Annotated in this window: 23 protein-coding genes; 21 read left to right on the plus strand and 2 right to left on the minus strand. The window is 36.8% G+C overall.

The annotated features are described in order from the left end of the window. The first annotated feature begins 4 nt into the window (after positions 1–4). From rpsQ to rplQ, 20 genes are all read left to right on the plus strand, one after another. The gene (gene rpsQ / locus AC23ME_RS16380) at positions 5–259 is read left to right on the plus strand and encodes a 30S ribosomal protein S17 (protein WP_487728851.1); all 255 of its coding nucleotides are present in this window, start codon (positions 5–7) and stop codon (positions 257–259) included. Between the two features lies 1 nt (position 260). Then, positions 261–629, plus strand: coding sequence for a 50S ribosomal protein L14 (gene rplN, locus AC23ME_RS16385; RefSeq protein ID WP_199132375.1), 369 nt, complete (start codon positions 261–263; stop codon positions 627–629). 1 nt (position 630) lies between these two features. Then, on the plus strand, positions 631–972 hold the full coding sequence (gene rplX / locus AC23ME_RS16390) for a 50S ribosomal protein L24 (protein WP_487728852.1): 342 nt from the start codon (positions 631–633) through the stop codon (positions 970–972). Then, the gene (rplE, locus tag AC23ME_RS16395) at positions 972–1,538 is read left to right on the plus strand and encodes a 50S ribosomal protein L5 (protein WP_487728853.1); all 567 of its coding nucleotides are present in this window, start codon (positions 972–974) and stop codon (positions 1,536–1,538) included. The genes rplX and rplE overlap by 1 nt, the downstream gene beginning before the upstream one ends. Next, complete coding sequence (rpsN, locus tag AC23ME_RS16400) at positions 1,538–1,807, plus strand: 30S ribosomal protein S14 (RefSeq protein ID WP_487728854.1); 270 nt, start codon at positions 1,538–1,540, stop codon at positions 1,805–1,807. Before rplE ends, rpsN begins: the two co-directional genes overlap by 1 nt. A gap of 168 nt (positions 1,808–1,975) precedes the next feature. Continuing rightward, positions 1,976–2,374 carry a 30S ribosomal protein S8 gene (gene rpsH, locus AC23ME_RS16405; protein ID WP_097132828.1) on the plus strand — a complete coding sequence of 133 codons (399 nt, stop codon included), beginning with the start codon at positions 1,976–1,978 and terminating at the stop codon, positions 2,372–2,374. Positions 2,375–2,392: 18 nt separating this feature from the next. After that, positions 2,393–2,950 carry a 50S ribosomal protein L6 gene (gene rplF, locus AC23ME_RS16410; protein ID WP_487728855.1) on the plus strand — a complete coding sequence of 186 codons (558 nt, stop codon included), beginning with the start codon at positions 2,393–2,395 and terminating at the stop codon, positions 2,948–2,950. Positions 2,951–2,955: 5 nt separating this feature from the next. Beyond that, complete coding sequence (gene rplR, locus AC23ME_RS16415) at positions 2,956–3,309, plus strand: 50S ribosomal protein L18 (protein WP_487728856.1); 354 nt, start codon at positions 2,956–2,958, stop codon at positions 3,307–3,309. Positions 3,310–3,326: 17 nt separating this feature from the next. After that, entirely contained in the window at positions 3,327–3,845 is a 519-nt protein-coding gene (rpsE, locus tag AC23ME_RS16420) for a 30S ribosomal protein S5 (RefSeq protein ID WP_097132831.1), read from the plus strand. A 4-nt stretch (positions 3,846–3,849) separates the two neighbouring features. Then, complete coding sequence (rpmD, locus tag AC23ME_RS16425; RefSeq protein WP_097132832.1) at positions 3,850–4,029, plus strand: 50S ribosomal protein L30; 180 nt, start codon at positions 3,850–3,852, stop codon at positions 4,027–4,029. Between the two features lie 109 nt (positions 4,030–4,138). Continuing rightward, the gene (rplO, locus tag AC23ME_RS16430) at positions 4,139–4,585 is read left to right on the plus strand and encodes a 50S ribosomal protein L15 (RefSeq protein WP_097132833.1); all 447 of its coding nucleotides are present in this window, start codon (positions 4,139–4,141) and stop codon (positions 4,583–4,585) included. A 1-nt stretch (position 4,586) separates the two neighbouring features. After that, entirely contained in the window at positions 4,587–5,927 is a 1,341-nt protein-coding gene (gene secY, locus AC23ME_RS16435; RefSeq protein ID WP_487728857.1) for a preprotein translocase subunit SecY, read from the plus strand. A 97-nt stretch (positions 5,928–6,024) separates the two neighbouring features. After that, entirely contained in the window at positions 6,025–6,813 is a 789-nt protein-coding gene (gene map, locus AC23ME_RS16440) for a type I methionyl aminopeptidase (RefSeq protein ID WP_487728858.1), read from the plus strand. Positions 6,814–6,881: 68 nt separating this feature from the next. Next, complete coding sequence (gene infA / locus AC23ME_RS16445) at positions 6,882–7,100, plus strand: translation initiation factor IF-1 (RefSeq protein ID WP_010599888.1); 219 nt, start codon at positions 6,882–6,884, stop codon at positions 7,098–7,100. Between the two features lie 82 nt (positions 7,101–7,182). Continuing rightward, positions 7,183–7,299 (plus strand): type B 50S ribosomal protein L36, encoded by a 117-nt coding sequence (ykgO, locus tag AC23ME_RS16450; protein WP_008244551.1) that lies wholly within the window; start codon positions 7,183–7,185, stop codon positions 7,297–7,299. Between the two features lie 74 nt (positions 7,300–7,373). Further along, positions 7,374–7,751 (plus strand): 30S ribosomal protein S13, encoded by a 378-nt coding sequence (gene rpsM / locus AC23ME_RS16455; protein WP_308851510.1) that lies wholly within the window; start codon positions 7,374–7,376, stop codon positions 7,749–7,751. 75 nt (positions 7,752–7,826) lie between these two features. Further along, positions 7,827–8,216: a 30S ribosomal protein S11 gene (gene rpsK / locus AC23ME_RS16460; protein ID WP_138721993.1), complete on the plus strand. Its 390-nt coding sequence runs from the start codon at positions 7,827–7,829 to the stop codon at positions 8,214–8,216. Positions 8,217–8,282: 66 nt separating this feature from the next. After that, entirely contained in the window at positions 8,283–8,891 is a 609-nt protein-coding gene (gene rpsD, locus AC23ME_RS16465) for a 30S ribosomal protein S4 (protein ID WP_308851511.1), read from the plus strand. Positions 8,892–8,968: 77 nt separating this feature from the next. After that, on the plus strand, positions 8,969–9,961 hold the full coding sequence (locus AC23ME_RS16470; RefSeq protein WP_308851512.1) for a DNA-directed RNA polymerase subunit alpha: 993 nt from the start codon (positions 8,969–8,971) through the stop codon (positions 9,959–9,961). Between the two features lie 129 nt (positions 9,962–10,090). Further along, positions 10,091–10,663: a 50S ribosomal protein L17 gene (gene rplQ, locus AC23ME_RS16475; protein WP_487728859.1), complete on the plus strand. Its 573-nt coding sequence runs from the start codon at positions 10,091–10,093 to the stop codon at positions 10,661–10,663. A 64-nt stretch (positions 10,664–10,727) separates the two neighbouring features. On the opposite strand, the gene AC23ME_RS16480 is transcribed toward rplQ, so the two are convergent. After that, positions 10,728–11,267 (minus strand): GNAT family N-acetyltransferase, encoded by a 540-nt coding sequence (locus AC23ME_RS16480; protein ID WP_487728860.1) that lies wholly within the window; start codon positions 11,265–11,267, stop codon positions 10,728–10,730. 51 nt (positions 11,268–11,318) lie between these two features. Then, a complete protein-coding gene (gene pepE / locus AC23ME_RS16485) occupies positions 11,319–12,011 on the minus strand; it encodes a dipeptidase PepE (protein ID WP_487728861.1) in 693 nt (230 codons plus the stop codon). Positions 12,012–12,283: 272 nt separating this feature from the next. Here pepE and AC23ME_RS16490 point away from each other — a divergent pair, with 272 nt between their 5' ends. Continuing rightward, on the plus strand, positions 12,284–13,465 hold the full coding sequence (locus AC23ME_RS16490; protein ID WP_487728862.1) for a class I SAM-dependent methyltransferase: 1,182 nt from the start codon (positions 12,284–12,286) through the stop codon (positions 13,463–13,465). Positions 13,466–13,479: the final 14 nt, after the last annotated feature.

Raw genomic sequence — 13,479 nt, forward strand, 5'->3', positions numbered from 1 at the left:
CCCAATGGAAAGAAATTTAAGAAAAACAAGAATCGGGTTGGTAGTAAGCAACAAAATGGAGAAATCTGTAGTAGTTGCCGTTGAGCGTAAAGTGAAACACCCAATCTATGGTAAGTTCGTTAAAACAACTACCAAATTTATGGCTCACGATGAGAAAAACGAGTGTGGTATCGGCGATACAGTTGAAATCATGGAAACTCGTCCGTTGAGCAAAAACAAGAACTGGAGATTGGTACAAATTTTAGAAAAAGCTAAATAAGATGGTACAACAGGAATCAAGATTAAACGTAGCCGATAATAGCGGCGCAAAACAAGTATTGGTTATCCGTGTACTTGGTGGTACTGGTAAACGTTATGCATCAATTGGCGATAAAGTTGTTGTAACAGTTAAAAGTGCTTTGCCTTCAGGCAATATCAAAAAAGGAACTGTTTCTAAAGCAGTTGTAGTTAGAACTAAAAAAGAAATCCGTCGTAAAGATGGTTCTTATATCCGTTTTGACGACAATGCAGCCGTATTGTTAAACAACCAAGATGAGCCTCGTGGCACACGTATCTTTGGCCCAGTAGCAAGAGAACTGCGTGAAAAACAATTCATGAAAATTGTATCATTAGCACCGGAGGTATTATAAAATGGGAAACAAAGTTAACAAACCGGCAAAATTAAAGATCCGTAAAGGTGACCTTGTAAAAGTTATTGCAGGAGATTCTAAAGGACAACAAGGTAAAGTACAAGAAGTACTTATATCTAAAAGCAGAGTGGTAGTAGAAGGTGTAAACCTTGTATCTAAGCACACTAAGCCAAGCGCTGCTACTCCAAATGGTGGCATAATTAAAAAAGAGGCTGCTCTTCATATTTCTAACGTTCAGTTAGTTGATCCAAAATCTGGTAAAACTACTCGTGTTGGTCGTAAATTAAACGCCGATGGAAAATTAGTTAGAGTTGCTAAAATTTCAGGGGAGGAAATCAAATAATGGCATACGTACCAAGATTAAAAAGCAAATATAAAGAGGAAATTGTAGGAGCTCTAAAAGATAAGTTCCAATACAAAAGCGTAATGCAAGTTCCTAAGTTGTTGAAAATTTCAATCAACCAAGGTGTTGGCCGTTACTCGGTAGCTGATAAGAAAGTAATTGATAGCTCTATCTTAGAATTATCTACCATTTCTGGTCAACAAGCGGTAGCTGCTAAATCTAAAAAAGATATCTCAAACTTTAAATTACGTAAAGGTATGCCAATTGGCGTAAGAGTAACTTTACGTGACAATAACATGTTCGAGTTCTTAGATAGATTAATTTCAGTAGCTTTGCCTCGTATCCGTGATTTCAAAGGTATCAATGATAAAGGATTTGATGGAAGAGGTAACTACACTTTAGGTGTTACTGAGCAAATCATCTTCCCAGAGATCAACATCGACAAAATCAACAAGATTTTAGGTATGGACATTACTTTCGTAACTACTGCCACTACTGATGTTGAAGCATTGGAACTTTTAAAACAATTTGGATTACCATTTAAAAATCAAAAAACTGCAGAATAATGGCAAAAGAAGGAGTAAAAGCTCGCGAAGTTAAACGCCAAAAATTAGTAGCTAGATATGCTGAGAAACGTGCAGCATTAAAAGCAGCTGGCGATTACGCAGCATTAGACAAATTACCAAAAAACTCTTCGGCTGTGCGTTTACACAACCGTTGTAAGTTAACTGGTCGTCCTCGTGGTTACATGCGTACCTTCGGTATTTCAAGGGTAACTTTCCGCGAAATGGCTTTAGATGGTAAAATACCAGGAGTAACAAAAGCTAGCTGGTAAGCACAAAAAGTTATATAAGTTTTTGAGTTATAAGTTGTAAGTTGTATTTTTGCAGCCCTTACAGCTTATGGCTCATTAGCATATAAGCTATTTTAATAGAATATTAACCGATAATAGGTCCAGAAGTCGGGTGACGCGTACGGAAACCATTATCACAATTTCATAATAATGAATACAGATCCAATAGCGGATTATCTTACAAGATTAAGAAATGCTATCAAAGCAAATCACAGAATTGTAGAAATTCCCGCTTCTAACCTAAAAAAGGAAATTACTAAAGTACTTTTTGACAAAGGTTACATCGCAAACTACAAGTTTGAAGACACAACTGCTCAAGGAGTAATCAAAATTGCGTTAAAGTATAACGCTATCTCTAAAATCCCTGCAATCCGTACGTTAACCCGTATCAGCAAACCAGGTTTGAGACAGTATGCAGGCGTTGAAAATATGCCAAGAGTATTAAATGGTTTAGGTATCGCAATCTTATCTACTTCTAAAGGTGTAATGACTGATAAAGAAGCAGCCAAATTGAATATTGGTGGTGAGGTATTGTGTCACGTTTATTAATTAAAGGAGATCAGTACAATGTCAAGAATAGGAAAAGCCCCAATTAGCGTACCAGCAGGAGTAACCATTACAGTAGGTAAAGATAACGTAGTAACTGTAAAAGGTCCTAAAGGCGAATTAGTTCAAGCTGTAGATACAGATATCACTATTTCTCAAGAAGATGGTGTTTTAACTGTACAACGCCCAACAGACCACAAAAGACACAGAGCTTTACACGGTTTGTACCGTTCACTAATCAACAATATGGTTGTAGGTGTAACAGAAGGTTATAAATTAGAACAAGAATTAGTTGGTGTGGGTTACCGTGCCAGCAACCAAGGCAATACATTAGATTTAGTTTTAGGTTATTCTCACCACTATGTGTTCCAGTTACCAGCAGAAATTAAAGTAACTACCACATCAGAAAAAGGACAAACTCCTAAAATTATTTTAGAAAGTATCGATAAACAATTAATTGGTCAAGTAGCGGCGAAAATCCGTTCGTTACGTGCTCCAGAGCCTTACAAAGGTAAAGGTATCAAGTTTGTTGGTGAAGTGTTAAGAAGAAAAGCAGGTAAATCGGCTTCTAAAAAATAATTAAAATGGCAGGAAAAAAATTATCACGCAGAGAGCGTATTAAAAAAGGTATCAGAAAAAGACTTACTGGATCTGAGAGCCGTCCACGTTTATCAGTTTATAGAAGCAATAAAGGTATTTATGCTCAAATCATTAACGATGAAACTGGTCAAACTTTAGTTGCAGCATCATCTTTATCTAAAGATTTCAATGCTTCAGGAAACAAATCTGATCAATCAGCAGCAGTAGGTAAATTAGTTGCCGAAAAAGCAGTTGCAGCAGGTCTTAAAGAAGTTGTTTTCGACAGAAATGGTTACTTATACCATGGACGTGTAAAATCGTTAGCAGAAGGTGCTCGCGAAGGTGGTCTAGTATTTTAATCATTAAATAAGAGATAATGTCAACTATCAATATAAAAAGAGTAAAAACTAGCGAGATTGAGTTAAAAGATCGTTTAGTGAGCATCCAACGTGTTGCTAAAGTAACCAAAGGTGGTCGTACTTTCAGCTTTTCAGCTATCGTAGTTGTAGGTGATGAGAACGGCGTTGTAGGTTACGGATTAGGCAAAGCTAAAGAGGTTACTGAAGCTATCGCTAAAGGTGTAGACGATGCAAAGAAAAACTTGGTAAAAGTTCCTTTGTTAAACGGTACTGTACCTCACGAGCAAATCGGTAAATATTCTGGAGGTTTTGTATTAATTAAGCCTGCTGCTGTAGGTACTGGAGTAATTGCTGGTGGTGCTATGCGTGCCGTGCTAGAAAGTGCTGGTATCCACAACGTATTGGCTAAATCAAAAGGTTCATCAAATCCTCACAACGTGGTAAAAGCTACAGTTGATGCATTAACAAAAATGCGTGATGCTTATACAGTGGCTCAAAACCGTGGTGTAGATTTAAACAAAGTTTTTAACGGATAAGATCATGGCGAAAATTAAAATCACTCAAGTAAAAAGCGTTATCGACAGAAGCGAGCGCCAAAAGAGAACCATGAAAGCTTTAGGTTTATCAAAATTAAACCAAAGTGTTGAGGTTGAAGCGAATGCTGCAATCATCGGCATGGTTAGAAAAGTTAATCACTTAGTAGCTATCGAAGCTATATAATATTATTATTAGAATTTGCTTAAGATTTATATATCTTAGGCAAATTTTTTTTGTTTAATCGTTGTTTCCTGATTAGTGAAAGCGAAGGGGCAACATAATAAAGTTTATAATGAACTTAAGTAATTTAAAACCTGCAAAAGGTGCTGTAAAAACAAGTAAGAGAATTGGTCGTGGTCAAGGTTCTGGTCGTGGTGGTACATCAACACGTGGACACAAAGGTGCTGGCTCACGTTCTGGTCACTCTACAAAAGTTGGTTTCGAAGGTGGTCAAATGCCTTTACAACGTCGTGTGCCTAAAGTTGGTTTCAAACCAATTAACCGTACAGAGTACGTAGGTGTGAACTTAGACGTATTGCAAGGATTGGCTGAAAAATTTAGCTTAACTACTGTAAATTTTGCTACATTGCAAGAACATGGTTTAGCTTCTAAAAACGACTTAGTAAAAATCTTAGGTCGTGGTGAAGTTAAAGCTAAATTGGAAGTTACAGCTCATGCTTTTTCTGCAAGTGCACAAAAAGCAATCGAAGCTGCTGGAGGCTCAATCGTAAAATTATAAAATGAAGAAGCTATTTACTACTTTAAGTAATATTTGGAAAATCCAAGAATTAAAGGAGCGTATATTATTTACGCTTATGATTCTTATTATCTATAGACTTGTGTGCCAAGTGGTATTGCCAGGTGTTGATCCTGCGCAATTATCAAACGCACAAAAATCAGGTCTTTTAGGTCTATTAGACATGTTTGCCGGTGGTGCCTTTTCTAAGGCTTCAATCGTTGCGTTAGGTGTAATGCCTTACATTTCTGCCTCTATTGTGGTGCAGTTATTGGGTATTGCGGTTCCTACGTTCCAAAAAATGCAGAAAGAAGGTGAAAGCGGACGTAAAAAGTTAACGCAGTATACTCGTTACCTAACAGTTGCCATTACTATTGTACAAGCAATAGGCTATGTTAAAACGCAGGTTCCTCAGGAAGCTATTGTAATTAATCATACTTTGTTCTATTTCTTATCGGCGGTTATTTTAACAGCAGGTACGTTATTTGTAATGTGGTTAGGTGAAAAAATCACTGATAAAGGTATTGGTAACGGTACATCTTTAATCATTATGGTGGGTATTATTGCTCGCTTGCCAATTGCAGTAAGCCAAGAGATTAGCTCTGTTTTTGCAGGTAATGACGGTGGTTTAATTAGATTGGTATTAGAGATCGTTGCACTTTATGCAATTATCATGTTCACCATTTTAATTGTACAAGGTGTGCGTAAAGTACCTGTACAATATGCGAAAAGAATTGTAGGCAATAAGCAAGTTGGTGGTGTTAGACAGTACATTCCATTAAAAGTAAATGCAGCAGGTGTTATGCCTATCATCTTTGCTCAGGCATTGATGTTTGTGCCAAGTGCTTTAATTGGTTTGTTCCCTAACCTTCAAGAGAGCTGGTTGCACCAATATTCGGATATTACATCGTTAACTTATAGTTTAACATTTGCGTTCCTAATTATTGCATTTACATTCTTCTACACTGCAATTACCGTTAACCCAACTCAAATGTCTGATGACATGAAGAAAAACGGAGGTTTCATCCCGGGTATTAAACCAGGCTTGGCTACTTCTAGTTTTATCGATGATGTTGTTTCGAAGATTACTTTTCCGGGATCTTTGTTCCTAGCTGCTATCGCTATTCTTCCTTCATTAGCTGTTAAGGTTGGTATTCAACAAGAGTTTGCCCAGTTTTTTGGTGGTACCTCTTTGTTGATCTTGGTAGGTGTAGTATTGGATACTTTGCAACAAATTGAAAGTTATTTATTAATGCGCCATTACGATGGTTTGATGAAAACAGGTAGAGTAACGGGACGTTCTGGTATTCCAGCTGCTACATCAACTAGCGGAGCTGCATTATAAAGATGATTGAATTATTGAATGATAGCGTAGTTGAATTGCCGTTGGCAATAGATACTATGCTATCATTTTTTTATTTAGTCCTCCAAAATTAGATAGCATGTCTAAAATTCACTATAAATCTCTTGAAGAGGTTGAATTGATTAGAGAGAGCTCGTTACTGGTATCTAAAACCTTAGCCGAAGTAGCCAAGGTAATAGCGCCAGGTGTTACTACAAAAGCATTAGATAAGCTGGCATACGAATTCATTAAGGATAATGGTGCAATACCAGCTTTCCTTAACTACGGAGGATTTCCTTATTCTCTTTGCATTTCTCCTAACGAGCAGGTTGTACACGGCTTTCCGGGTGATCATGTCATTAAAGAAGGAGATTTGATTTCGGTAGATTGTGGTGTAATTAAGAATAACTATTTTGGTGATTCGGCTTATACTTTTTCTATTGGAGAAACTTCTGATGAGCAAAAGAAATTGGTTAAGGTAACACAAGAGTGTTTAAACTTCGCCATTGAGAAGGCAGTAGTTGGGATGCGGATAGGTGACATTGCTCATGCTGTACAGTTCCATGCAGAATCTAACGGTTTTGGCGTAGTAAGAGAGTTAGTAGGCCATGGAGTTGGAGTTAAGTTACACGAGAAGCCAGAAGTGCCAAATTATGGTAAACGCGGAAGCGGTATCAAATTAGAAGAGGGGATGGTTTTAGCCATCGAACCTATGATTAATGCGGGTACTGCAGCGGTTAAATTTTGGTCTGATGGGTGGACAGTTACTACGAAAGACAATAAGCCTTCAGCACATTTCGAACACACTGTTGCCATAAAAAAGGGTAAAGCAGACGTTTTAAGTACTTTTTCACTAATTGAAGAAGTTTTATCGGAAAAATTTAAATAATTGGAAAATAATATTTAATTTTGCAACCCTGTTTAATACGCAGCTAATTAAGTAAAAATCAATAGAATATGGCTAAACAAGCCTCAATTGAACAAGACGGAGTAATAAGAGAAGCATTATCTAATGCCATGTTTAGGGTAGAACTTGAAAATGGCCATGAGATTATTGCGCACATTTCTGGTAAAATGAGGATGCACTACATCAAAATTTTACCTGGAGATAAAGTGAAATTAGAGATGTCTCCTTACGATTTAACGAAAGGTAGAATCACTTACAGATACAAATAAAATGAAAGCATCACGAGCACCGTCTTCAGATTTGGAAATAGCTTGTGAGACTTCATTACCATAGAGAGAAATAAATAAAGCAATGAAAGTTAGATCATCAATCAAAAAACGTAGCGCTGATTGTAAGGTTATTCGTCGTAAAGGTAAACTTTACGTGATCAACAAGAAGAACCCTAAATTTAAGCAACGTCAGGGATAGTTAAAAACATTAGAACGAAACCCGCACAACGGTGGCCCGCCGTTCGGACGTTCACTTAAAAGCAAATTACAAATATGGCAAGGATTTCAGGTATTGATTTACCAAGAAACAAAAGAGGAGAGATAGGACTTACCTATATCTATGGAATAGGAAAGACTACTGCGCAACGTATCTTGAATACAGCAGGTATCGACCTTAACAAAAAAGTACAAGATTGGTCTGATGATGAGTTATCGGCTATCCGTACAATGATTAACGATGAGATTAAAGTAGAAGGTGCTTTACGTTCGGAAGTTCAATTGAACATCAAACGTTTAATGGATATCGGTTGCTACAGAGGTCTTCGTCACAGAAAAGGTTTACCTGTTCGTGGTCAACGTACTAAAAACAACTCTCGTACTCGTAAAGGAAAGAGAAAAACAGTTGCTAACAAGAAAAAAGCATCTAAATAATAATTAGATTACAGATTTACGGTAGGGGATTACTGAGTTAGTTCAAGTTCGTAAGTCAAATCGTTAAAAAATAACATGGCTAAGAGTAAAAAAGTTACCAAAAAACGTCTTGTTGTGATTGAGCCGGTAGGCCAAGCTCACATCAATGCTACGTTCAACAACATCATTGTTACCTTAACAAACACTAACGGACAAACTATTTCATGGTCGTCTGCAGGTAAAATGGGTTTCAAAGGTTCTAAAAAGAACACACCTTATGCTGCAGGTCAAGCTGCATCAGACTGTGGTAAAGTTGCTTTCGATTTAGGTTTACGTAAAGTAGACGTTTTCGTTAAAGGTCCTGGTTCAGGTCGTGAGTCGGCTATCAGAACTTTACAAGTAGCTGGTATTGAAGTATTGTCTATTAAAGACATCACTCCACTTCCACACAATGGATGTCGTCCTCCAAAGAAAAGAAGAGTTTAATCAATTAATTTTTAAAGCTAAGAGTCTCCCAATGCGTTGGGATGATACTTTAAAATCACAAACAAAATGGCAAGATACACCGGACCAAAGTCCAAAATCGCCCGTAAGTTCAGAGAACCAATTTTTGGCCCTGATAAAGTACTAGACAGAAAAAACTATCCTCCAGGCCAACATGGCGCTTCTAAAAGAAGAGGAAAGCAATCTGAGTACGCAGTACAGTTAATGGAAAAACAAAAAGTAAAATACACTTATGGTGTGTTAGAAAAACAATTCCGTAACTTATTTACAAAAGCTTCTTCACGTCAAGGTATCACTGGTGATAACTTGTTACAATTGCTAGAGGCACGTTTAGATAATACAGTATACAGATTAGGTATTGCTCCAACTCGTTCAGGTGCTCGTCAATTAGTTAGCCACAAGCACATTACTGTAAACGGTGAATTGGTAAATATTCCTTCATATCAATTAAGAGCTGGTGATGTAGTGGCAGTTAGAGAGAAATCAAAATCTCTTGAGGCTATCTCTAATTCAGTAGCTGGTAGATCAATCAACAAGTTTTCTTGGTTAGATTGGAATGCTAAAGAATTATCAGGTAAATTTTTGTCATATCCTAATCGTGATGAAATTCCTGAAAACATTAAGGAAAACCTTATTGTCGAGTTATACTCTAAGTAACATAATGGTTAAAGCCCTAGTGGCTTTAACTTTTTTACGTTACTCAACAATATTAAACGATCTAAAAACATTAATAAATGGCAATTTTAGCATTTCAGAAACCAGATAAGGTAATCATGCAGAAATCTACGGATTTCGATGGTCAATTTGAATTTCGTCCTTTAGAGCCCGGTTTCGGTGTAACAATTGGCAACGCCCTAAGAAGAATTTTACTTTCTTCTTTAGAAGGTTTTGCTATTACCAGCATTCGTTTTTCAGGCGTTTCTCATGAGTTTTCTACCATGAAAGGTGTAGTAGAAGATTTAACGGAAATCATCCTTAACTTAAAACAAGTAAGATTTAAGAAAGTAGGAGAATCTGGTGATTCTGAGAAAATCTTTATCATTGTAAATGGTCAAGATCAATTCCAAGCAGGAGATATTACTAAATTCTCTAACAACTTTGAGGTTTTAAACCCAGAGTTGGTGATCTGCAACATGGAAAAATCAGTTACTTTAGAAGTTGAATTAACTGTAAATAAAGGACGTGGTTATGTTCCTGCAGAAGAGAACAAAGTTTCTGATAGCGTAGTTGGTGTAATCGCAATCGATTCGATTTTTACCCCAATGAAAAATGTAAAATACACGATCGAAAACTATCGTGTTGAGCAAAAAACAGATTACGAGAAATTAATCTTAGATATTTCTACTGATGGATCTATCCACCCAGAAGAAGCTTTGAAAGAAGCAGCTAAGATTTTGATCCAACACTTCATGTTATTCTCTGATGAGAACTTAGTATTGGAATCTCAAGCTAAAGAAGAAACTAAAGAAGTTGATGAGGAAATTTTACATATGCGTAAAATCCTTAAAACTGAATTAGTTGATTTAGATTTATCTGTACGTGCATTAAACTGCTTAAAAGCAGCTGATATCCGTACTTTAGCTGATCTAGTTTCTTATGATGTTGCTGATATGTTAAAATTCAGAAACTTTGGTAAGAAGTCATTAACCGAAATCCAAGAATTGGTAAAATCTAAACAATTATCGTTTGGAATGAACCTTTCTAAATTCAAGTTAGACGAAGAATAATTCAGTTTTCAATAAACAGTTTTCAGCTTGGAAATTGATTATTGGAGTTTGGATAATTAATATTATTCACTGTGTGTAATTCCCTCAGATTAAATTCAAAGAGACGGTACACACTTTATAAACAAAAAAATGAGACACGGTAAAAAACACAACCACTTAGGAAGAACTACTTCGCACAGAAAAGCGATGTTGGCAAATATGGCTTCTTCTTTGATCACTCACAAGAGAATCACTACTACATTAGCTAAAGCAAAAGCTTTACGTGTTTATGTAGAGCCAATCATCACTAAATCTAAAAACGATACTACTCACTCACGTCGTACAGTATTTGCTTACTTACAGAACAAAGAGGTAGTAAGCGAATTGTTCCGTGACGTAGCTGCGAAAGTTGCTAACCGTCCAGGTGGTTACACTCGTATTATCAAATTAAACAATCGTTTAGGTGATAATGCTGAAATGGCTTTAATCGAACTAGTAGATTATAACGAGGTATACGGAAAAGATGCAGCAGCTGCTGAAAAGAAAACTACTCGTAGAGGAAGAAGCAAAGCTACTACTAAGAAAGCTGATGCTCCTGCTGCAGAAGTAAAAGAAGAAGCAGCTCCAGTTGTTGAGGCTAAAGAAGAAGTTGCAGAAGCACCAGTTGCTGAAGAAACTGCTCCTGAAGCACCAGCTGCTGACAATGCAGAAGAAAGAGCGTAATCTAACTAACTTATTGTTATGCTTAACCCTTTGGGATTTTTCCTAGAGGGTTTTTTGTTTTAGATTAATTGCGAAGACTTGACCAATTTTCTTTTTTGATTTCATAAACGAAATTCATTTTCGGGTCTTCGCCAAAATAAGTGACTTCCTGCTCCGCAATCTTCTCTGCACCAAGGCGGCTAATCGCAATTTGTGAGCGTAAATTACTTGCCCCAACATGAAAATGCACTTTCGAAACGAATTGAAAGATATAATTAAGCATTAATGTTTTTACTATTGGGTTGATGCCTTTGCCCCAATAAGCTACTGCATAAAACGTGTAACCAATCAGTATGCTATTCTCAAGTTCATTGTAGTCGTAGAAACGAGTACTTCCTATAATATCTCCTGTTGTTTTATCAACGATTTTAAAAGCACCTTTGCTTTCGATAGCCCCTTTAAAAAATATTTCAAACACTTCTCTTTTCCAGCGGTCTTTATTGGGATGTTGTTCCCAAATTTTAGGGTCTGAGGCCACGGCATATAATGCTTCAAAATCTGCTTCTTGCAAAGGATAGAGAATTACCGTTTCGTTTTCTAGCTGAGGCTGAATGTTGATATTCATATTTTAAAGATTGGCTTGTTGAGGATGATTTTTTAATGCTGAAAATGGGGCTTATATAGAGCTGTTCGGCTCTATTTCGTAGGGAGCTTTATCTTGTTCAAATATTCTGGTGAGTTGAGTTCCTTCTACGGTAATTTGATTTCCAATCCTCCTAATCCAATTGCCTTCTCGTAAACCTACTACTTTAACGTTGTTTTGGGTTAGAAATTCTAGTATTCTAGTTTCTCTCGTCTCGCCGTTATGTTTGATTTCCGGTGTTGGGTCCAAATAATGTGGATTGATATTGAAAGGTACCAAACCCATGCAGTCGAAACTTGGTGGATAAACAATTGGCATATCGTTAGTGGTTTTCATGTTCATACCTCCAATGTTACTTCCGGCGCTACAACCTAGATAAGGTTTGTCTTCTTCGACGTTTTGTTTGAGGATATTCATCAAGCCTAATTCATGAAGCGTTTTTACGAGTAGAAAGGTATTTCCTCCGCCCGTAAAGAAACCTTTTGCATTAGTAATAGCTGTTGTCTTATCATCAAATTCGTGAAGTCCTTTTACATTGATGTTGATGGTTGCAAAGAACTCAGCAGCTTTTTTGGTGTATTCTTCATGAGATATTCCTCCTGGTCTTGCGAACGGGATGAAGATAATTTCATTAACTCCTTTAAACAGGGTGATGATTTCGGATTTGAGGTAAGCTAAGTATTGTTCTCCGTATAGGGTTGATGTGGACGCTAGTATGATATTCATAAAATGGTTATTGATATTCAAAGATAGAAGTGTTGGGGAAGAAATGATTGATATGTAGCTATTATTAGAAAACTGTTTAAAATATAAGCTATTTTATTGATTGGATTTAGGGGCATACTCGTTGGCGGGGACGCCAACGAGAGAAAAATGAAACGCCGACCTAATGTTAAAGGCTAATGTTGGCGTCCTCGCCAACGTGTTATTTTTAGCTATGAATTTAAATAGTTTCTAAGTTTAGTGTGTTACTTTTGTAACCTATAATTCGGTATAAGATGAGCAATCAGAACGATATAATTTTTACGACACAAGTGATAGAAAGCTTGAACAAAGAAACCTTTGTGAAATTGGCATTGGGCAATTACAAAGGCAACGAAGAAGGCTTGAAGCAACTGTACGTAAAGCCAGTAATTATAAAGAATAAAAAGATGTTGGCGTTTAATTATCGTTACAAGACGAGGGACATTTTCAAGAATTATTCTGAGGAAGAAGGTATTTCGCTCATTGAAGATTATATCGCTAACGGATTTAATATTGCCACTTTGTTTACAGCCCATGAGGAATATATCTTGGAGAGAAATGCGAAAGGTACTTTTCGTCTAAGAACAAATGCGTTAGCCCAGAAAAAAGAAGTGAGCTTAAATCACGATAAAGAAAAGAAACGTTTGATTTTAGCAAAGGATAATGTGTATTTGCAAGAATTGGGTTTGACAGGTGCCGATGGTTTAGTTTTCAAAAACGGTCAGGATAAATACAAGCAGATTAACCAATATATCGAAATTTTGAGTTCGTTGATTAAGGAATTTCCAGAGGGAACAATTAATAACGTGGTGGATATGGGCTCTGGGAAAGGTTACTTGACTTTTGCTTTGTACGATTATCTGTTGAACCATCAGCAGAAAGCAAATGTAGTTGGGGTAGAGTTTAGGAAAGATATGGTGGATTTGTGTAATGCCATTGCTGCTAAAGCGAACTTCGACAAGCTCTCTTTTGTGGAAGGAACGATTGACAGCTACAACAACGACAAAATCAACTTACTGATTGCTTTGCACGCCTGCGATACCGCTACAGACGATGCCATTTACAAGGGAATAAAAGCTAATGCAGAATTGATTGTTGTTGCTCCATGTTGCCATAAGCAAATACGTAGGGAGATTGAAAAAAATAAAGCGCAGAACGATTTGAACTTTTTAACTAAATATGGCATATTCTTGGAGCGCCAAGCGGAAATGGTTACAGATGGTTTACGTGCTTTAATCTTGGAATACTTCGGTTACAAAACGAAGGTGTTTGAGTTTGTGTCTGATGTGCATACGCCTAAGAATGTTTTGGTGGTGGGTATTAGGAGTAAAGAACAAGGAGCAAGGAACAAGGACGAAATCTTACAGAAAATAAAAGATACCAAAGCATATTTTGGCATTGGTTATCACCATTTAGAAAGATTGATGGAGATTTAGTAAGTTTATAAGCA

The organism is Pedobacter sp. T50_32, assembly GCF_057652195.1.